23 protein-coding genes are annotated in these 18920 nt (G+C 59.8%); 13 read left to right on the forward strand and 10 right to left on the reverse strand.

From position 1 onward, the window contains the following. The first annotated feature begins 29 nt into the window (after positions 1 to 29). A complete protein-coding gene (locus tag QDY28_RS06055; protein ID WP_260303411.1) occupies positions 30 to 152 on the forward strand; it encodes a hypothetical protein in 123 nt (40 codons plus the stop codon). 27 nt (positions 153 to 179) lie between these two features. Here the strand turns inward: QDY28_RS06055 and QDY28_RS06060 are convergent, their stop codons facing one another. Then, the gene (locus tag QDY28_RS06060) at positions 180 to 1418 is read right to left on the reverse strand and encodes an MFS transporter (RefSeq protein WP_331380778.1); all 1239 of its coding nucleotides are present in this window, start codon (positions 1416 to 1418) and stop codon (positions 180 to 182) included. Positions 1419 to 1577: 159 nt separating this feature from the next. After that, positions 1578 to 2390 (reverse strand): helix-turn-helix domain-containing protein, encoded by an 813-nt coding sequence (locus tag QDY28_RS06065; protein ID WP_331380780.1) that lies wholly within the window; start codon positions 2388 to 2390, stop codon positions 1578 to 1580. A 184-nt stretch (positions 2391 to 2574) separates the two neighbouring features. On the opposite strand from QDY28_RS06065, the gene QDY28_RS06070 reads away from it, so the two are divergent. After that, on the forward strand, positions 2575 to 2919 hold the full coding sequence (locus QDY28_RS06070) for a nuclear transport factor 2 family protein (RefSeq protein ID WP_331380781.1): 345 nt from the start codon (positions 2575 to 2577) through the stop codon (positions 2917 to 2919). A 37-nt stretch (positions 2920 to 2956) separates the two neighbouring features. Here the strand turns inward: QDY28_RS06070 and QDY28_RS06075 are convergent, their stop codons facing one another. Both QDY28_RS06075 and QDY28_RS06080 read right to left on the reverse strand, forming a co-directional pair. Further along, positions 2957 to 3463: a hypothetical protein gene (locus QDY28_RS06075; RefSeq protein WP_331380782.1), complete on the reverse strand. Its 507-nt coding sequence runs from the start codon at positions 3461 to 3463 to the stop codon at positions 2957 to 2959. 176 nt (positions 3464 to 3639) lie between these two features. Beyond that, a complete protein-coding gene (locus QDY28_RS06080; protein WP_331380783.1) occupies positions 3640 to 4305 on the reverse strand; it encodes an aspartate/glutamate racemase family protein in 666 nt (221 codons plus the stop codon). Between the two features lie 270 nt (positions 4306 to 4575). On the opposite strand from QDY28_RS06080, the gene QDY28_RS06085 reads away from it, so the two are divergent. From QDY28_RS06085 to QDY28_RS06095, 3 genes are all read left to right on the forward strand, one after another. After that, a complete protein-coding gene (locus tag QDY28_RS06085) occupies positions 4576 to 5178 on the forward strand; it encodes a superoxide dismutase (protein WP_331380784.1) in 603 nt (200 codons plus the stop codon). A gap of 103 nt (positions 5179 to 5281) precedes the next feature. Then, the gene (locus QDY28_RS06090) at positions 5282 to 6136 is read left to right on the forward strand and encodes a metallophosphoesterase (RefSeq protein WP_331380785.1); all 855 of its coding nucleotides are present in this window, start codon (positions 5282 to 5284) and stop codon (positions 6134 to 6136) included. 87 nt (positions 6137 to 6223) lie between these two features. Beyond that, positions 6224 to 6622 carry a hypothetical protein gene (locus QDY28_RS06095; protein ID WP_331380786.1) on the forward strand — a complete coding sequence of 133 codons (399 nt, stop codon included), beginning with the start codon at positions 6224 to 6226 and terminating at the stop codon, positions 6620 to 6622. Positions 6623 to 6753: 131 nt separating this feature from the next. On the opposite strand, the gene QDY28_RS06100 is transcribed toward QDY28_RS06095, so the two are convergent. Further along, positions 6754 to 7650, reverse strand: coding sequence for an AraC family transcriptional regulator (locus QDY28_RS06100; RefSeq protein ID WP_331380787.1), 897 nt, complete (start codon positions 7648 to 7650; stop codon positions 6754 to 6756). Positions 7651 to 7812: 162 nt separating this feature from the next. On the opposite strand from QDY28_RS06100, the gene QDY28_RS06105 reads away from it, so the two are divergent. Continuing rightward, positions 7813 to 8595, forward strand: coding sequence for an SDR family NAD(P)-dependent oxidoreductase (locus QDY28_RS06105; RefSeq protein ID WP_331380788.1), 783 nt, complete (start codon positions 7813 to 7815; stop codon positions 8593 to 8595). A gap of 33 nt (positions 8596 to 8628) precedes the next feature. Here QDY28_RS06105 and QDY28_RS06110 read toward each other — a convergent pair whose 3' ends face one another. Next, complete coding sequence (locus QDY28_RS06110; RefSeq protein ID WP_331380789.1) at positions 8629 to 9330, reverse strand: helix-turn-helix transcriptional regulator; 702 nt, start codon at positions 9328 to 9330, stop codon at positions 8629 to 8631. A gap of 128 nt (positions 9331 to 9458) precedes the next feature. Here QDY28_RS06110 and QDY28_RS06115 point away from each other — a divergent pair, with 128 nt between their 5' ends. The 3 genes from QDY28_RS06115 to QDY28_RS06125 all read left to right on the forward strand — a co-directional run bounded on the left by QDY28_RS06115 (position 9459) and on the right by QDY28_RS06125 (position 11714). Further along, positions 9459 to 10094: a LysE family translocator gene (locus QDY28_RS06115; RefSeq protein WP_331380790.1), complete on the forward strand. Its 636-nt coding sequence runs from the start codon at positions 9459 to 9461 to the stop codon at positions 10092 to 10094. 158 nt (positions 10095 to 10252) lie between these two features. Further along, positions 10253 to 10696 (forward strand): c-type cytochrome, encoded by a 444-nt coding sequence (locus QDY28_RS06120; RefSeq protein WP_331380791.1) that lies wholly within the window; start codon positions 10253 to 10255, stop codon positions 10694 to 10696. A 103-nt stretch (positions 10697 to 10799) separates the two neighbouring features. After that, positions 10800 to 11714: a c-type cytochrome gene (locus QDY28_RS06125; protein WP_331380792.1), complete on the forward strand. Its 915-nt coding sequence runs from the start codon at positions 10800 to 10802 to the stop codon at positions 11712 to 11714. Here QDY28_RS06125 and QDY28_RS06130 read toward each other — a convergent pair. After that, complete coding sequence (locus tag QDY28_RS06130; RefSeq protein WP_331380793.1) at positions 11687 to 12505, reverse strand: class I SAM-dependent methyltransferase; 819 nt, start codon at positions 12503 to 12505, stop codon at positions 11687 to 11689. The genes QDY28_RS06125 and QDY28_RS06130 overlap by 28 nt on opposite strands. A gap of 117 nt (positions 12506 to 12622) precedes the next feature. On the opposite strand from QDY28_RS06130, the gene QDY28_RS06135 reads away from it, so the two are divergent. Further along, on the forward strand, positions 12623 to 13240 hold the full coding sequence (locus QDY28_RS06135; RefSeq protein ID WP_331380877.1) for a C39 family peptidase: 618 nt from the start codon (positions 12623 to 12625) through the stop codon (positions 13238 to 13240). Positions 13241 to 13277: 37 nt separating this feature from the next. Here the strand turns inward: QDY28_RS06135 and QDY28_RS06140 are convergent, their stop codons facing one another. Next, positions 13278 to 13847 (reverse strand): GNAT family N-acetyltransferase, encoded by a 570-nt coding sequence (locus QDY28_RS06140; RefSeq protein WP_442967488.1) that lies wholly within the window; start codon positions 13845 to 13847, stop codon positions 13278 to 13280. Between the two features lie 262 nt (positions 13848 to 14109). On the opposite strand from QDY28_RS06140, the gene dmeR reads away from it, so the two are divergent. The 3 genes from dmeR to bla all read left to right on the forward strand — a co-directional run bounded on the left by dmeR (position 14110) and on the right by bla (position 16484). Further along, positions 14110 to 14382 (forward strand): Ni(II)/Co(II)-sensing transcriptional repressor DmeR, encoded by a 273-nt coding sequence (dmeR, locus tag QDY28_RS06145; protein ID WP_331380795.1) that lies wholly within the window; start codon positions 14110 to 14112, stop codon positions 14380 to 14382. Between the two features lie 37 nt (positions 14383 to 14419). Beyond that, positions 14420 to 15373 (forward strand): CDF family Co(II)/Ni(II) efflux transporter DmeF, encoded by a 954-nt coding sequence (gene dmeF / locus QDY28_RS06150; RefSeq protein ID WP_331380796.1) that lies wholly within the window; start codon positions 14420 to 14422, stop codon positions 15371 to 15373. 85 nt (positions 15374 to 15458) lie between these two features. Continuing rightward, positions 15459 to 16484: a class A beta-lactamase gene (gene bla, locus QDY28_RS06155; protein ID WP_331380797.1), complete on the forward strand. Its 1026-nt coding sequence runs from the start codon at positions 15459 to 15461 to the stop codon at positions 16482 to 16484. An 89-nt stretch (positions 16485 to 16573) separates the two neighbouring features. On the opposite strand, the gene QDY28_RS06160 is transcribed toward bla, so the two are convergent. Next, complete coding sequence (locus QDY28_RS06160; protein WP_331380798.1) at positions 16574 to 17101, reverse strand: hypothetical protein; 528 nt, start codon at positions 17099 to 17101, stop codon at positions 16574 to 16576. 73 nt (positions 17102 to 17174) lie between these two features. After that, positions 17175 to 18683: a protein adenylyltransferase SelO gene (locus tag QDY28_RS06165; protein ID WP_331380799.1), complete on the reverse strand. Its 1509-nt coding sequence runs from the start codon at positions 18681 to 18683 to the stop codon at positions 17175 to 17177. Positions 18684 to 18920: the final 237 nt, after the last annotated feature.

Consider the following 18920-nt stretch of genomic DNA (forward strand, 5'->3'; position numbering starts at 1 on the left):
CGGCCGGCAAAGCTATTGAGGAGGCCGACATGAAAATTTCCCTTCCCCCTTCCGTCTATCTCTTCGATTATTACAGGCTGTTTTTGCAGCTTTGCGTTATCGCGGCGACAGGCTTCGTCATCTATTCGATGCTGTTCGGATTCACCTGGTAATTTCGGACGCAGTTGAAGTCGCCGGCCCTAAGGGGCCGCCGTCTTTTTCTTCGGGCTGACCCACCAGCAACAGATCGCGCCGATCGCCAGCAGCACGCAGGTTCCGAGGAACACGGCCCGCATGCCGATGTGCCCGCCGACGAAGCCGCCCAAGACGGGGCCGGCGACCTGACCGACATATTGTGAGGAAATCGAAAGACCGAGGATGCTCCCGGCCGCTGCGTCCGGTACGTTGAGGCGAATGACGGCGGTGATGCAGGGCAAAAGCCCGCCAAGCGCGATACCCATCAGGAAGCGCAGCGCAATCAGTTGCCAGGCCGAGGTTACGAAAGCCTGCGGGATCAACAGCAGCGCCGCAACCGCGAGCGCCGCCGTGATCACCGACCAATGGCCGATGCGATCGGCGAGCTTGCCGAGCCATGAGGCCGACAGGATGCTGCCAAGCGCCGCCGCAGCCATGACCACGCCCGAAATCATCGTCACATGTGTGCCGTCGACGAACTGCGCGACATAGACGGTAATGATCGGCTCGATCGACATATTGGCGAGCATCAGCAGCAGGCCGATCAACAGCATGGCAATTGCGGGCCGTTTATCGGGTATGGAAGCCCAGCCGCCACCTTCTTTCGCAGCCTTCTTTCGCGCCGGCGATTTCTCTTCCTTGATCAGGAAAGTGGTTGCGAGGAAAGTGAAGAAGATCACGCCGCCGGCGAGCAAGAAGGTGCCGCGAATGCCGATGACGGGCGGCAGCGCGCCGCCGATCAGCGGTCCGACCAGATTGCCGGCCATGATCCCGGAGGACAATACGCCGAGCGCCCAGGCCGAGCGATGTTTTGGCGTCTGCGTCGCCACCAGCACCATCGAGCCCGAGGCATAACCGCCGGCAAGCCCCGTGAACAGGCGCAGTGCCACCAATTGCCCGACGCTGCCCGCCATTCCCATCAGAGAGATTGCCACCGTCATGCCGAGGCTTGCGCGCACCAGCATCAGCTTGCGGCCATAGATGTCGCCGAGCCGGCCCCAGAGGGGGGCGACGAAGGCGGCGGCAAAGAAGGTAGCACCGTAAGCAATGCCGGACCATTGAACGATTGCCGCCTTGTCGGTGACGCCAAGCTCCTCGACATAGAGCGGAAGGAAAGGCAGCAGCAGCGTCATCGCCACGATGGTGGTGAAGGAGCCGATGAGGCAGATGATCAGATTCCGCATCCAATAAGCGGTTTCCGGCTCGGCCGGCGCGGCCACGTCCCATCTTGTCTCAGCAGTCATTTCTTGGCCTTTGCATTCAACGTATAAAATAATTCCTGGTGACCAAACGCGAAGTATGCCCTTTCGCGTTTTAGCTCGTTCGAGCTTTTATTGGGCAGGGTCTAGCAGATCGTCTTGGTGCTCCGGGTACGAAAACGCTCAAACTTCGTCCGAAAACGCTCAACTGTTGCGCAGCCGTTCGGCGAAGCGGCGGGGAGAGCGATAGCCGGTGGCAAGGGCTGCCTCGCGCAACGACAATCCATCTTCGATGAGCAGTGTGGTCGCGAGCGCCACGCGTTCGCTTGCCATCACGTCACGCAGCGACGAACCTTCCTGCGACAAGCGCCGCCGGAGTGTCGCGTTACTGGTGCCGAGCTCGGCGGCGATGAGATCGGCGGTCCAAGCGCGATCCGGCTGCCAACGCACCAGCGCACGCACGGCCTCGGCCGTCGTTTCCGGCGAAGCGGGCAGGGCGCCGCGCATGCCGAGCACCATCAGCACCTCCATTAGTCGGTGCTCGATCAGGGCAGCCGGCAATTCGCCGGAAGCGATGCCTTCGCCGGCATGGTGGATGGCCGCGGCAAGCACCGGATCGAGCGGCAAATCGATCTGCGACGTGACGCGCCCGGGCGGAAAGCTTCTGGCAGCGCGACGCACGAGCTCGTCCGGAAAACTGATGAAGATGGCGCGATAGACGCCGCTCTGCGGATCGGGATCGTTGACGACATCGCCCCGCCAGCCGGCCGGCAGCACCAGCACCGTACTGGCCGGAAAGCGCAGATGCCGCCCCATGCTCAGCACGTCCTTGCAGCCTTCGACGAGAACGACGATCGAAAGCTCAGAAAAGGCCGAGCCGGCAATGCGCTCACGTTGGCGGGTCACGAAGGTAAAGAGCGTGGAATAGTTTTTCTCGTCAGCCGGCATTGCGGCCGGCCGATTGTCTTTCCCCGCTAGGCGGCGCAGCTTTTCCAATATTTGATGAGCCTCCGGCATTACGACCGCTTCCTACTGATGTCGATTATGCCGATAGTCTGGACCACGCCACCGGCCATGCCAAGCCCGCAAAGCGCCTTGTCGGTTCTGTCACATCGTGATATAAACTGATTGCATTTTGCAATCGGATTGCCGATGGCTAGATCGATGTCCGAAGCGACCGCCGGATAGGAGGAGATGCCCCATGAGCACTCTTGATACTGCCCGCTGCGACACGGTGCGACGGCTATATGCCGCCTATGTCGCGCAACATCCCGATGTCGTGCGCCCAATGCTGACCAGCGATTTTACCTTTTCGAGCCCGCGCGACGATCGCATCGACCGCGACCAATATTTTAAGCATTGCTGGCCGAAGGAGAAGGTCTTCCGCGCCATACATATCGAACATCTCGTGCCGGATCGCGATGAGGTGATCGTCGGCTATCGCGCCGAGAAGATGGACGGAAGCAGCTTTCGCAATGTGGAGGTGATCCGCTTTACCGGCGACAGGATCGCCGAGGTGAATGTTTATTTCGGACGTAATGTATAGCAGATGGGGCCAGCCTGAAGCCGGCCCTTCACTCGGCTTACGCTCTCACCCGGGATAGCGCATGGCCGCGATGGATCGTCCAGGCCTGCAGGAGGCTGCCGGCGGCAAACAGGATCAGCCAGACGAGCAAAGCCATTTGTACAGGCGGCGAATCCGGGCCGTTGCCGATCGGGTGCGACGGCGGTAGCCGCGAAAGCGTTTCGTTGATGCCGGGAACCCATAGCAGGAAATAGGTGAAGGAGAGGCCGAACGTCTTCAGATAAGGCCGCAGCCGGCCGAGAAAGCTCAGTCTCCCCACTAAAATTGCGCCTGACGCCACCAGCAGAGCCACGATGCCGAGCGCATGTCCCGGATTGAACCCGCCCGTTGAGGAAAGGCCGAAGGAGGTCACCACCGACAGTGCCAATCCACCGAGATAGATCTGTCCCGACCGCATTTCGGGCCGGATGCCGCCATGTCTGACAAAGCTGTAAAGCCCCGCAGCGATCGGGACGAAACTGAGGAGGGTGTGGACTTGGCCGAGCAAAGAGAGAGGGGCGGGCATAAGAATTCCTTTATCTATCGACTAGTAGGTAGTCTTCTGGGGCGAGCGATGGATGCTTGCAAGCTTCCTCGCTCTTAGACGGCCGAATTCTTAACCTACTAGTTGGTAGGCTGTCAATGACTGAATCTCCGGCTTCAATCCTGTCTTGAAGCTGCAAGTCCGGGCGCGGCTTTGGTTCAGCTTGCGGCAACCGCCGTCATTGCCGCTTTCAAAGCTAACGCCGGACCGCTCATGGGCTGTGCGTATTCTTCGCCTAAAAGTGTCGCCGCCTCGGTCATCGATGCCTGCGCGAAGACCACTGTCTTTGCCCCTTGGCGATAGGCTGCCTTGGCTGCCTCGGCAATCCGCGCCAAATAAGCGTTCTGTTCCCCGGCCCGGAATAGGGCCCATGCCCCGTCGATCAGGCGGACATCAATGTCGGCGCCGGTGGTCTTGGCTGCCTCTTCGAATAGCCGGGTGGTTGGGGCGATGGTCGTCTCGGTCGTGCAGAGTACGACGACTTTGGCCCCGGCTTTCACGGCATTTTCCGCAAGCATGCCGTCGGCCCTGACGATCGGGACCTCGGATGTGTCTGCCGCTAGCAGTGCCGCAGGGCCAAGAGTCGAGCAGTTGAGCACGACAACATCGGCGTCCAGTGCAAGGTGCTGCAGGACCGAAACCGTTTCCGCCTTGATGTCCGGTGTCAGTACGCCGGCCTGCTCGGCGGCAAAGAGAAGATCGGCGCGGACATGGTGATGAAGAGCACCGGCCGGAAGGCCGAGCTTTCTTGCGGCGTCTTCATAGACGGCGATGTTGCTTTCGGCAGTGTGCAGGCAGGCTATTTTCACGGGAGGCGGCCTCATTGAAGCCGCCTGACGGGGCGACGATCCGCTGAACATAGCCTCCGAGGATCCAGTTGTCGACGCGCGTCGCACGGCAGACCGGCCCTTATCCCATGCGTTAGGAGCAGCAAAAATACCCGCGGAGGATGCAGGCGACATATGTTGGAAAGACGGGTAAATTTTCCTTCAGTCCGCTATTTTTTGGCACGCCGCCGGTTGCCCTTCACATCGTCCCCTCCTATGTTCCCGATCACCTGCCGACGCAATTTTTTGCCAAGAGGAGATAAGACCATGGCTTTCGAATTGCCTGAACTTCCCTATGATTACGAAGCGCTTTCCCCCTTCATGTCGCGTGAAACCCTCGAGTTTCACCATGACAAGCACCACAAGGCCTATGTCGACAATGGCAACAAGCTGGCGGCCGAAGCGGGTCTCGCCGATCTTCCCCTCGAAGAGGTCGTGAAGAAGTCTTTCGGCACCAATGCCGGTCTCTTCAACAATGCGGCCCAGCACTACAACCACATCCATTTCTGGAAGTGGATGAAAAAGGGCGGCGGCGGCAGCAAGCTGCCGGGCAAGCTGGAAGCAGCCTTCACGTCCGATCTCGGCGGCTACGATAAGTTCAAGGCCGATTTCGCCGCCGCCGGCGCCACCCAGTTCGGCTCTGGCTGGGCTTGGGTTTCCGTAAAGAACGGCAAGCTCGAAATTTCCAAGACCCCGAACGGCGAAAACCCGCTCGTTCACGGCGCTACGCCGATCCTCGGCGTCGACGTATGGGAACATTCCTACTACATCGACTACCGCAATCTGCGTCCGAAGTACCTCGAGGCCTTCATCGACAGCCTGATCAACTGGGATTATGTCCTGGAGCGCTACGAAGCCGCCACGAAATAAGCTTGCCGCTTTGGCTTGCTTTCACACCCGGCGCTGCCATAGCGTCGGGTGTTTTCGTATCCGGCAACATCTCAGCCATCAGCCACTTTCCCCGCGAGGCCGCATGCCGTCTCTATCCGCTCCGCTCTTTCGTTTCGGCGTCATCGCCGATCCGCAATATGCCGCCTTGGAACCCAACCTTGCGCTTGATCGCTACCCGGCCAAGAGCCTCGCCAAGCTGGAAGAAGCGATTGCGGAGTTCAACCGGCACGACCTCGCCTTCATCGTCACGCTCGGCGATAACATCGATGGCGATTGGGAGAGTTTCGATGCGGTTTTGCCGGTCTACGAGGGCTTTCGGCACGCAAGCCACTTTCTGCTCGGCAATCATGATTTTGCCGTCGCCGCGGAGCATTTGACGGAAGTCGCAAGCCGAGTCGGCATGCCGTCGGCCTATTACGACTTCGTCCATGCCGGCTATCGTTTCATCGCGCTCGACGGCAATGAGATCAGCCTCTTTGCGCCGCCGGAGGGTGATCCGCGCCGGGCGGAGGCTAAGCTGCTGATGAAGGCGTTGTATCAGGCCGGTGCGATGAACCCTCACCGTTGGAATGCCGCTATCAGCGATACGCAATATGCCTGGCTCGTCGCCAAACTGCAGGAGGCGAAAGCCGCCGGCGAGAAGGTGATCGTCATGAACCACTATCCGATCTTCCCGGAGAATTCCCATAACGCGTTCGACAGCGAAAGCATGCTGATGCTGCTCGCCGAACAGGATCATGTGGTCGCCTATTTCAGCGGCCATAATCATGCTGGCAATTTCGGCGTGGTCGGCGGTACCCATTTCATCAATTTCAAGGGCATGGTCGATACCGAAGATAGCAATGCCTACGCGATCGTCTCGGCTTATGAGGATCGGCTGGAAATCGAAGGATTCGGGCGTGAGGAGAGCAGGGTGCTCATACTGCAGGATGCGTGAGCGGACATCCCGCATCTTCTGATACCTACAGGGAACGATCCGCACCGATGAAAGTTTAGGAACCGAGGCTGCTGTGAGGCAAAGCCGATGTTTCCGACATTGCAAATTCTGACCATCTTAGTTGTCGCGGTCGCCATGGCATTGGCACTGGCGCATTTGCTGGAACTGCCGGGCAAAATGCGGCTGTCGAAAGAAGACTATCTGACGGTTCAGCGGATTTATTATCCTGGGTTTGCGATCGGTGGTGTCACTGAGCCGCTCGGCGCTCTTTTGCTTCTCCTTCTCCTGTTCCTGACGCCACTTAACACGGTCGCGTTCTGGCTGTTTGCCGCCGCCTTCGCTGCCATGGTCGTTATGCATGCGATCTTTTGGTTGCTGACCCAACCGGTAAACAATTTCTGGCTCAAGGACGTCGAGCGAAAGGGTTGGGCGCCGGTTTCTTCTCTCACGATCCAGTTGGTGGCCATCGGATCGAGACCGTCGTGAAACCAGACTGGACCATGCTGCGCGACCGCTGGGAATTGTCACATGCCGCACGTGCCGTTTTGGGATTGCTGGCTTTTATTCTGTTGGTGACCGCGGTTGCGCTCTGACGACTCATAAACCGATGCCTGCTCCTATTCCGCCGCTATCCGCATCTCCGTCACATCCCGCTTCGGCGGGGCACCGAACATCCGGGTGTATTCGCGGCTGAACTGCGAAGCGCTTTCGTAACCGACCCGATAGGCGGCATTCTCCACGTTCAAGCTGCCGGCGACCATGAGGCGGCGGGCTTCCAGCAGCCGCATTTGCTTTTGATATTGCAGCGGCGTCATCGAAGTCAGCGTCTTGAAATGCTGATGGAAGGAGGAAGGGCTCATGCGCGCCGCGGCGGCTAGCTGTTCGATACGCACCGGTTCGGTGAAATTGTCGCGCAGCAGGCGGATCGCATCCGCAATGCGGCGCGTCTGGCCGTCCGGCAACACCAGCTTGCAGACCTCGCCGCCGTTCGGACCGGTCAGCATCCAGAAGCAGATCTCCCGCATGATCGCCGGATAGAGCACCGGAATGGCGCTGGGCGTCGCGAGGAGGCGGGCCAGTCGCACGAGGCAGTCGGCAAGCTGCTCGCTGAGATCCTCGACAAAGATGCCAAGGCGGGCGCCGCCCGTCGGTTTCGGCGGTCTGTCGAGCTGCTCCATGATCTCGCGCATCATGCCGACATCGAATTCGAGCGAGATGGCAATATAGGGTTTCTCCACACTGGCCTGCACGACTCTGCCGGCGGCTGGCAGCTCGATGCTGATGATGAGGGCCTCCATCTCGGCATAGTTAATCACGCTGTCGTTGAGCATCAACTGTTTCGCGCCCTGGAGAATGACGCAAAGCGCCGGTCGATAGATCATCGCATGCGGCATCTTCGGCTCAATCGAGCGCATGATATGCAGGCCGTCTATGCCGGTCGAAAACACCCCGTCGCTACCGCTATCATTGGCTTCGATGAATTGCGTAATCGCATCTTTGAGAGCTGACGACATCGGCGTTCTCCAGGGCAGGGTGCCATCCCACCATCATAGCAGAGGGATAACGGCCAACAAGGCAGTTGGAGGAATAGGCAAGAAATTCGAGAGTTCCGGCATTCAAGGAGATGGCCCGGCGGGCGTAACTTCCCGTCATCAATCATTTCTTGGAGAACGGAAGTGACAAGCGAAAATCTCGATAGATCAAAGACAAAGCTTGCAATCATCACCGGCGGCAGCCGCGGTCTCGGCCGGAATACCGCGGTTCATCTCGCCCGTCGCGGCGTCGACGTCATCGTGACCTATAATGCAAATCGGGCAGAAGCGGAAAGCGCAGTTGCCGAGATTGAGGCTCTCGGGCAGAAGGCCGTAGCGCTGCAACTCGATGCCGGCGACGTTGCTTCCTTCGACGCTTTCGCTGCGGAAGTCGGTCAAGCGCTGCGACAGGAATGGGGTCGCGATCGTTTCGATTTTCTCGTCAACAATGCCGGCACGTCCTATCATGCGTCCTTCGCGGAAACGACGGAAGTCGAGTTCGACAAGCTCTATAACGTCCATCTCAAGGGCGTGTACTTCCTGACGCAGAAGCTGTTGCCTTTCATTCAAGACGGCGGCCGTATCATCAACATTTCCTCCGGCCTTGCCCGTTTCAGCAATCCCGGCTCGTCGGCCTATGCTGTCATGAAGGGTGCGGTGGACGTTCTGACGCGCTATCTCGCCAAGGAGCTCGGCCCTCGCGGCATCGCCGTCAATACGGTGGCGCCGGGCGCGATCCAGACAGATTTCAGTGGCGGCATCGTTCGCGACAATCCCGAGGTCAACAGGATGGTTGCTTCCATGACGGCGCTCGGCCGCGCCGGCTTGCCCGACGATATCGGCCCGATGATCGCCTCGCTGCTGTCGGAGGACAATCGCTGGGTCAATGGCCAGCGTATCGAAGCCTCGGGTGGCATGGCTCTCTAGCGCCTGATCGTATCCCCCATGTCTTGCAACACCTCAGCCGGTTGCGGCTGGGGTGTTCATTTGCCATCCATTCACCCAGATCCGTCTCAACCCATCGCCTTCGCCCTTGAACCACAATCCCGTCGCCTCGCAGCCTTCGATGCGGTCGCTGCGGAAATTGCGGATGGCCTGGCGCAGCTCGCACCAGGCGACGATATTGGCGGTTTCCGAATAATAGATGAGGGCGATGGGACGAATGATGCGCTCGGTGGCGCGGCCCAGTTCGTCGCGGTAGGAGAGATCCAGTTTCTCCTCGTCGCGGATGGCCCGGCGCAGCAAAGCGAGGTCGATGGCAGCGGCGGAAGGCGCGGCAAATCCCCAGGCGTGCAATGCATTGGCATCGAGCGTCTGGCGAAGCGGCGGCGGCACTGCGCCAGCGATCTTGGCACTGACGCGCTTGGCCGCGAGTTTCAGCTCATTGTCTCCGTTACGCTCCAGCAGCGCCAGCGACAGCACGATCGCCTCCATTTCCTCGATTGAAAACATCAGCGGCGGCAGATCGAAACCGGGGCGCAGGATATAGCCGATGCCGCGCCCGCCTTCGATCGGCACGCGCATCGCCTGCAGCGCCACGATGTCGCGATAGACGGAGCGTACCGTCACTTCCAGCCGCTCGGCAATGACAGCCGCCGTCACCGGCGTTTTCGCCAGCCGCAGGATCTGGATGATCTCGAACAGGCGCGACGCCTTGCGCATTTCACCCTCGTCATTTGAAGGCTCCTGACAACACCCTGTCAGTTGGATTGATCTATTAAACTGCCTATCGAATTGAAAATCAACAAATTCCTCTGCGGCTCGCTCGCAGACGACGATGGGCAACTGACATGGACTACAGCGAAAATCTCTGGCTCTTCTTTCTCCTCCTCTTCGGCATCATCATCGTTCCAGGCATGGATATGCTCTTCGTGCTCGCCAATGCGCTGACCGGCGGCCGCAATAGGGGATTGGCCGCCACTGGCGGCATCATGCTCGGTGGCGCAGTGCATTCGCTGAACGGCGCGCTTGGCATCGGTCTGCTGATGCACTTCGTGCCGATCCTCTTCAATCCGCTGCTCGTTGCCGGCGCCGCCTACATGGCCTTCATCGGCATCACGCTGATGCGCAGCTCGATCACCGTCGGCCACGATGGACCAGCCGGCAGCCGTTCCGCCTGGCGGGCCTTTCGCCAGGGCGCGGTTACCTGCCTGATGAATCCGAAGGCTTACCTTTTCATGTTTGCCGTCTATCCGCAGTTTCTGAAGCCGGATTACGGCCCGATCTGGATACAAGCCACCATCATGGGGCTGATGACCGTTGCCACGCAATTTGCCGTCTATGGCGGGCTCGCGGTCACCGCCGGCCGCAGCCGCGATCTGCTCGTCGCCAATCCCGGCGCGACCGCTTTTGCCGGCCGTGCTGCCGGTCTGCTGCTGTTCGCGGTTTCGATCTTCACTGTCTGGGAGGGTTGGAGGACGGCGTGATTTCCGGCGCGAAATCCGGTACATGTCTCAAATATGACGCTGATTTTGCTCAGCTCTCACCATTTTGTGACTTCATTGCCGGCGCGGAAACCGGCAAACATATGGGCCGTGACAACGCGCCGGCCGCATTCGCGGTCCTGATCACGTAGGAGAGATATATGAAATGGAAAGCGATTGTGGCTGCGACGGTTTTAGCCGGCGTTGCCTTTGGTTCCGTCGTTGCGGCCGATGGCACGCATGATTCTCGCATCGCCGTGATGAAGAAGGTCGGCGGTGCCGCCGGCGCTCTCGGCGCCATCGCCAAGGGCGACAAACCCTACGACGCCGACGTCGTCAAGGCAGCGCTGACCACGATCGCCGAGAATGCCAAGGCTTTCCCGGACCACTTTGGCCCGAACAGCGAGAAGGCCGATGCTGAGGTCAATCCGAAGGTCTGGGATAACTTCGATGACTTCAAGGCCAAAGCCAACAAGCTTTCCAGCGACGCTGAGGTCGCGCTGGCGCAACTCCCGGCCGATAAGGCAAGTGTCGGCGCCACGCTGAAGACTCTGGGCGGGAATTGCGGCGCCTGTCATCAGGCCTACCGCATCAAGAAGGACTAAGCGGCAGGCCGGCATTGTCCGAAAATCAGCATCCGCATCGGCTTTGTCGCCGGTGCGGATTTTGGTATTTCTCGATGCACGTTGAATACGGGGGGTGCAAGGCATGGTTGCGCGATTTGTCCGGTGGCTGCTCTGTCTTATCGGCCTCGTCATAATCGGTTTTGTCACCTTCTATGTCGTCACAGCGCCATCCCCGTTGCCAGCGAGCCATTGGGCGAATTTGGGCGAGCCCGATATCAAGAACGGCGAACAGGTGTTCTGGGCTGGTGGCTGCACGAGCTGCCATGCTGCACCGGGCGCACAAGGCGACGCGAAATTGGTCCTGTCGGGTGGCCTGGCGCTGAATAGTCCCTTCGGCATTTTCCATGTCCCCAATATCTCGCCGGATGAAAAGGCCGGCCTTGGCGGTTGGACGCTTGCCGAGTTCGGCAATGCCATGAAGCGCGGCGTCGGCAAAAACGGCGAGCATCTTTATCCGGCGTTCCCATACGGCTCCTATACCCGCATGAGGGACAAGGACATCAACGACCTCTGGGGTTTCCTGAAGACTTTGCCGAAGAGTAGCAACGTCGCGCCACCACACGAACTGCCGTTCCCCTTCGATATCAGGCTGGCGCTCGGCGGCTGGAAGTTCCTCTATGTCAACGATCAGCCGCGTGTTGTCATTGCCAATGCCGACGATAAGATCAAGCGGGGCCAATATCTGGTGGAGGGCCCCGGCCATTGCGGCGAGTGCCATACCCCGCGCGACGGGCTCGGCGGTTTCGTGCGTGACCAGTGGCTGGCCGGCGCCCCGAACCCCGAGGGCAAGGGCCGCATCCCCGACATCACCCCCGGCTCGAAGTCAATGGCTAGCTGGAGCGCCGGCGATATCGCCAATTACCTGGAGACCGGCTTTACTCCGGATTTCGATAGTGTCGGCGGCTCCATGACGGAAGTCCAGCAGAACATCGCCCGCCTGCCAGTCTCGGACCGCGAGGCGATCGCGGCCTACCTGAAGGCGGTGCCGGCGCGGTGAGAAGCGGCTGGCCGGCTCTCTCGCCGTCGCTTTGCCATATAGAGGTGCGTTTCATAGCGAAGCTCCAACACTCCGCCGTATGCCGCGATAACCTCCGCGATTGCTGCAAGCAGAGCTTCCCTCCGGTCATCCGGTAGAAGTCGGTACCTTGATAGCGTGCGCAACAGATCGGTATAGCTTGCGGCATTATGCGTCCGGCTCCAGGGATAGGAACGATGCGTCGCCGGTTCAAAATATTTGGATTCCCCGAGCAGTTTCGCGAAAGGACCGTCCGGCAGATACCATGCTTCCGCGGGCGGCCCGGAGAGCGATGGCGCGTATCGTGAATAGAGACAGGCGAATTCTGCGGCGAGCGGCGATGCCGGCGGCATGGGTACATTTCCAAAGATGGCCAGCGTGCCGCCTGGCGCGAGCTGTTCAGCAGTCTTGGCAAACCGGACCTCTGGTGCAACCCAGTGAAAGGACTGGGCCGCCATCACGAGTTTGAATGTTTCAGGCTCACCCGGCCACGCTTCAAAGGTGGTTTCTGCGAAGTGTATATCGGGAAATCCGCCAAGTTTCTTCCGCGCGATACCGATCAGTTCCTTGCCGGGTTCAAGCGCAAGGATGGAAAAGCCGCGATGCGCAAAGTCTTGTGTTGCTTGTCCCGTGCCGCAGCCAATCTCAAGGATCGCATCCTTGCTGCCCAAACCGGAAAACGCGGCGATGTCATCGAAAACGGACTCGGGATAGGTCGGACGAGCATCACCATAGAGGCCCGCCACCCCGTCAAAAGTGAACCGCTGTTCCAAGGCGCATCCCCGTCTGAGATCCAGTATGACCGGCCTTTTTTCTAGCGCATTTCAGTTGAACTTTACAGCGCAACCAATTTCGGTTGCAGGCACGGGGAGCGGGCGATCATGGACGGAATGGCAGAGCGTGGAATTCCTTATTTCAGCCAATGGGAGACGCCCGATCTGACGCTGGCGGTTCTGGCGGAAGGAGCGCAGGAGGCATTGCTGAAGGACCCGCTTTGGGCAGGTTCGGGAGCGTGTGATGTTAAGGATTATGCCCGCTGGGCCGGTAATCTCTGCGGCATGGCCTGCCTGAAGATGGTTCTTGCCGCGCGTACGGGAAAAATCATGCCGACCGTGGATCTTGCGTTGGCATGCAAGGATTATGGCGGCTATGTCGAAGAGCCGGACGGCAAGATCAAGGGGCTGATCTATGCGCCCTTCGTTCCCTTCGTCAAAGATCGCTTCGGCCTGAACGCCAGGGTCGTCACGGCGATTTCCGTCGCGGATCTCGGCGATATTCTAAGGCAATCCGAATTCTTCATCGCGTCCGTCCATCACTCCATCCGCTGGCCGGACACCGCGCCGCCGTCGAAGGGCGGACATCTTGTCCTGGTGACCGCGGCTAACTCAGACATGATCCGCTTTCACAATCCTTCCGGTCACGAAGCTGCAACTCGAGAGAACGTGGAAATGCCGCTGGAAACATTCGACCGGTTTTTTGCCGGGCGCGGGATCGCCATCGATCGCTGACGATAGGAAGGTCAACGGCAATCCCGGCGGGCCGTTCTCATGCAAGCGCCTGCAGATAGCGCATGCCGGTGACCGGGCGCGGCTTGAAATCCATTTGTTCATAGAAGCGATGTGCCTGGACATTGCCGGTCGCGGCGCTGACGGAGAGATAGCCGCAGCCGGCCTTGCGGGCGATGTCGCGAGCCCGGTCGACGAGATGCTGGCCGATGCCATGGCCGCGATGGCCGTCGCGCACGAAGAGATGGTGCAGGTCCATGCCGCGTTGACCTTCCTGTGCTCGATAGAGCGGCACCAGAATGGCGTAGCCGATCAGCCCGTTTTCGCCTTCCGCCACCAGCGCGGTGATCCATGGCACCGGGCCGAAGAGATCGCGTTCGAGCTGTTCCGGGGTCGTGGCCGAGGGATCGCCATGATGGGCTGCAAGCAGCCGGATCATGTCGTTCAACTCCGGCAGATCGCGCGGGTGCGCATTGCGGATGGTGATGACGGGCGGGCGGAGAAGTGAGATTTCGCTATCGTCCAGCATGGGGTTTCTGCGTCCTTTTTCGAATATGCCGTCAGGACGCTGCCGATACAACAAAGCCGCCTGACGGCGGCTTGTTGACAATATGATCTGTCCGGCCGCCCCTTACAGGTACAGCCAAAAATACGAGCGATTATGGAGCGCGTGCGTGATCATGGGCGCATAGATGATCTGGAATGGCGGATTTGTCAATGGGGTGAGTCGATGCCTTCCCTCTCAGCGGCCCACAGGCCGGCAGTAAGCCGACGTGGCTATGCGTCAGTCGACCGCACCCGCTCCCCACCGGCGCGGGTTTTCTTTCGGCGGTAATTATAGTATACCCCCCTATATTATCAGTGAGGCCGACATGTCCCATACCGTCCGTGAGCAAGCGAAGCTTCTTTCCCGCATCCGCCGCCTCAAAGGGCAGATGGAGGCGGTGGAGAGAGCGTTGGAGGCTGAGCGGCCTTGTGGGGAAATCTTGCAGCTTCTCGCTTCCATCCGCGGTGCCCTGATGGGGCTGAACGGCGAGATACTGGAAGATCATCTGCAGGAGCATGTGCTTCAAGCCGAAAGCGAACAGGCCCGCCGGCAGGCGGTCGATGAAATATCCGATGTGCTGAAGACCTATCTGCGCTGATCAGAGGCTTTGAGATATCCAACGGGAGACTGATGTTATGAGTACTTCTTCGGATGCGTTGACGCATAGCCACGTATTCCTGGGCTCCGATCATCACCGCAACGAACGTCGCATCTGGCTGGTCATCGCGCTGACCACGGTGATGATGGTGATCGAAATCGGAGCCGGCACGCTCTACGGCTCGATGGCGCTGGTCGCCGATGGCTGGCACATGTCGACGCATGCCAGCGCCATGCTGATTTCGGCCTTGGCCTATCTCTACGCCCGTCGCCATGCCCACAACGCGCGCTTCACCTTCGGCACCGGCAAGCTTGGCGATCTCGCCGGCTTCGCCAGCGCTATCATTCTCGCCATGATCGCGTTGCTAATGGCTTGGGAAAGCCTGCTGCGCTTGCAAAATCCGGTGGCCATCAATTTCCGCGAGGCGATCGCCATTGCCGCTGTCGGCCTCCTTGTCAATCTCGTCAGCGCCTGGCTGCTGCGGGACGATCATCACCATCATGGCCATTCCCATGCCCATGGAAATGATCATCACCATGCGCACGACCATGATCATGGCGGCAAGGACAACAATCTGCGTTCCGCCTATGTCCATGTCATCGCCGACGCCATGACCTCGGTTCTGGCCATTGTCGCCCTCCTGCTCGGCAGCCGTTTCGGCTGGACTTTTCTCGACCCGCTGATGGGTATCGTCGGCGGTCTGGTGATCCTCCAATGGTCCTGGAGCCTTCTGCGTGCCTCGGGCGCAATCCTGCTCGACTTCATTCCGCCGGGTGAGGACCTGCCGGACGAGATCCGCGGGGTTATCGAGAAGGATGCCGACCGCATCACCGATCTGCATGTCTGGCAGGTCGGCCCCGGCCATCATGCGGCGATCGTGGCGGTCGTAACGCCGGAGCCGCGCGATCCCGACTTCTACAAAACACGGCTGGCCGATATTCACGAACTGTCGCATGTCACCGTTGAAGTCACGGTTAAAAAGGCAGCATAACCGCTGTTGGAAAGTGGGTGCGTCAGAGGCTTGCCATATTCCTCGCTTAGCTCAGAATCCGGCTGATTCCGCTGGAGGCTTCCACATGCCCATATCGCTTACCCGCCGCCGCCTCTTGGCAGGCTCGGCGCTGCTTTTTCCCGCTCTGACATTTGGGCCAAAAACCCTCTTTGCGCAGAATGCCAGCGCCAACACGAGCCCTAACGTGACAGCTCCGACGCCGGACGCATCCGATACCCAGGATAATTCCGCGGCACCTGATGACGGTCAGGACACGGGGGAGGATCAGGGTCCTGACAATTCTCAATTCACGGACGATGCCGACAAGCAGTTGGCGGATCTGGAAAAGAGAACGGGCGGTCGCCTCGGTGTTTCCGTGCTCGACACGGAAACCAATATTTCGCTTGGCTATCGCGAAGCGGAGCGGTTTGCCTTGTGCAGTACCTACAAGGCGCTTGCGGTCGGTTTCGTGCTCGCGCGCGTCGATCAGGGTATCGAAAAGCTCGATCGCCGTGTCACCTATGGCAAGGATGTTGTCGTCACCTATTCGCCGGAGACAGAAAAGCATGCCGGCACCGATGGCATGACGATCGCCCAACTCTGCGGTGCGGCAATCACCTTGAGCGACAACACCGCCGGCAATCTGTTGCTCGACAGCTTCGGTGGCCCCGCGGCCTTGACCGCATGGCTGCGTACGACCGGCGACACCGAAACGCGGCTCGACCGCAAGGAGCCCGACGTCAATCAGGCGATCAAGGACGACCCGCGCGATACGACGACGCCGGATTCCATGCTGGATACGATCGGGCTCCTGACGCTCGGCAATACGCTCTCCGAAACCTCGCGCGATCAATTGTCGAACTGGCTGGTCAACAACACCACGGGCAATGCCCGCCTGCGCGCCGGCTTGCCGAAGGAATGGAAGGTCGGCGACAAGACCGGTACCGGTCAGAACGGCTCCTACGCCGACGTCGCCGTCATCTGGCCCACCGACCGCGGCCCGATCCTCGTCACCACCTATGTGGGCGAAGCAACCGCACCCGCAAAAGACATCGAAGCCGTTTTTGCCGAAGTCGGAAAGATCATTGCGGGCATGGTGGGATTAAAATAGCAGCGTCTTGAAATGTAACAATAAAATCTGAGCGATACGATCTCGACGTGAATCAGGATCGTATCGCCTTCATCTCGTTTCGAGGAAGCTCACGCGATGGATAAGGCAGCGGCTGCACTATCCGTTTCATCGCTCTCGTCGGCCTGATTATCGATGCCAAGCTGCTGTTTGACTTGTTTGGCGATCTCATCATTGATCGCCTTCTGCTGGTCCGCAGGCAACTTTCTCAGGGACTCTTCCGTCAAGTTGTGCTGTTCCAGATATTGAGCGCGAATCTTTTCCGCGGGCGTCATGTGGGCCAGTTTGGTGAACTCGTCCACGATATCCTGACTGGCGGAGTCGCTCGACGAATCCGAACTGTTGATGCTGGGAGCCTCGGTATCGCTCTGATCGGCGTCGACATCCGATATGGACGGGGCCGTCTGGCCGGTCTGGCTGAGCCAGAAGCCCGACGAAATGGAGGAGGGGACGCCGCTAGATGTGAGCGAAGGCGCCTGCGTCTGCTGCTGGTCGCTGTCGTCGGGCAGCGTGAATGGCGTGCCGTCGTCGGAACCGGTATCCTGCTGGCTCTTTATCGGGCTGCTGAAAAGGCTTTGGGTGCTGTGATGAACTTTCATCGTCATGTCTCCCTGTGGGTTGGCGCGACGATGACTCGGCAAACGTGTCCGGGGCTTGTGTAGTAAGGCTCTCTTACGTTCCGCAGAAGGTTTGCAGCACCCGCTCCGCCGGTTGCGGCGGTTCGGCATAGGGCGCGAAATCAGGTTGGTCCTCATAGGGCCTTGCCAGCACTGTCAGCAGCGCCTCAAATAGTGAAAAATCCCCATCCTCGACCGCAGCTTCGATCGCCTGTTCGATTCGGTGATTGCGCGGAATGAATGCCGGGTTCACGCTCCGCATCGCCCGGGCTCGTTCGGTCTTTGCTTGCGGATCGCGGTCCAGCCGCTCGCGCCAGCGTGTGAGCCACGGCTTTGTCGATTCCGGATCCTTGAAGGAAGCTGCAAAAGCCGTTTCATTGCCTTCGCTCTCAGCAAGCGCCGCAAGCCGCCGGAACGTCAAGGTGAAATCCGCCTCCTGCTGCTGCATCAGCGCCAACACCGCCTGGATCAGATCGAGGTCGCCGTCTTCCTCGGCTGCAAGGCCGATCTTGGCGCGCATGCCGGCAAGCCAGGGAGCCTGGAAGCGCTCGCCATAGGCCTTGAGCACCGCATTCGCCAGGTCGACGGCCGCATCCACCGACGGATCGATCAGCGGCAGCAGCGTTTCGCCGAGCCGGGCGATGTTCCATCGGCCGATACCGGGCTGGTTGGCATAGGCGTAACGGCCCTGCTGATCGATCGAAGAAAAGACGGTCGCCGGATTGTAATTGTCCATGAAGGCGCAGGGGCCGTAATCAATCGTCTCGCCGGAAATGGTCATATTGTCGGTATTCATCACGCCATGGATGAACCCGATATGCAGCCAGCGCGCAATCAAGGCCGCCTGTCGTTCGGAAACGGCCTCCAAAAGCGCGAGATAGCGGTTTTTCCGGTCTTTGATCTCGGGATAATGCCGGTCGATGACATAGTCAGCGAGGATGCGCAGACTGTCGGTATCGCCGCGGGCCGCGAAGAACTGGAAGGTGCCGACACGGATATGGCTTGCCGCAACGCGGGTGAAGACCGCACCGGGCAACACTTCCTCGCGATAGACGGGCTCACCGGTGGTAACTGCCGCCAGTGCTCGTGTCGTCGGAATGCCCAGCGCATGCATGGCTTCGCTGACGATGTATTCGCGGAGAACTGGCCCGAGCGCCGCCCGCCCATCGCCGCGCCGTGAGAACCGCGTCGGTCCCGCGCCCTTGAGCTGAATATCGCAACGCTTGCCATTGCGGTCGATGACTTCGCCGAGCAGGATCGCCCGGCCATCGCCAAGCTGCGGCACGAAACCGCCGAACTGGTGGCCGGCATAGGCCATCGCGATCGGCTCGGAACCGGGCAGCAGCTTGTTGCCCGAGAAGATCGCAGCTCCGTCCCCTTCCAGCGCCTCCACGTCGAGCCCGAGCTCGTGTGCCAGCATCCTGTTGAATTTGATCAGCCGCGGCGCCGCAACGGGCGTAGGTGCCTGTTCCGCAAAAAACTGCGACGGCAGACGCGCATAGCTGTTGTCGAACGGTATCGAGAGCGCTTCAAGAGGCGCTTGGTCGTGAAGGGGTGAGCTCATAGTGTTAAGGTAGGGCTCGCAGGCAGGTGGTGCAAGGCTTGTGACCGGAGACGCTCCATTCGGAGGCATTGCGCGTCCTTATATCGGTGCTAACTGCGCATGGCCGTTTTTGAACGAAGCGTCGTCATCTTTACATTGTCGAGCATGACCGAGTGCGTTTCACCCCCATGATCGCTGGCGGGCGAGATTACGAAACGTTGTTGCGAGATCAACAATAGAGTCGAGAGTTGCGGTTCT

Origin of the sequence: Rhizobium sp. BR 362 (assembly GCF_036528765.1) — a bacterium.
Classification (GTDB): domain Bacteria; phylum Pseudomonadota; class Alphaproteobacteria; order Rhizobiales; family Rhizobiaceae; genus Rhizobium.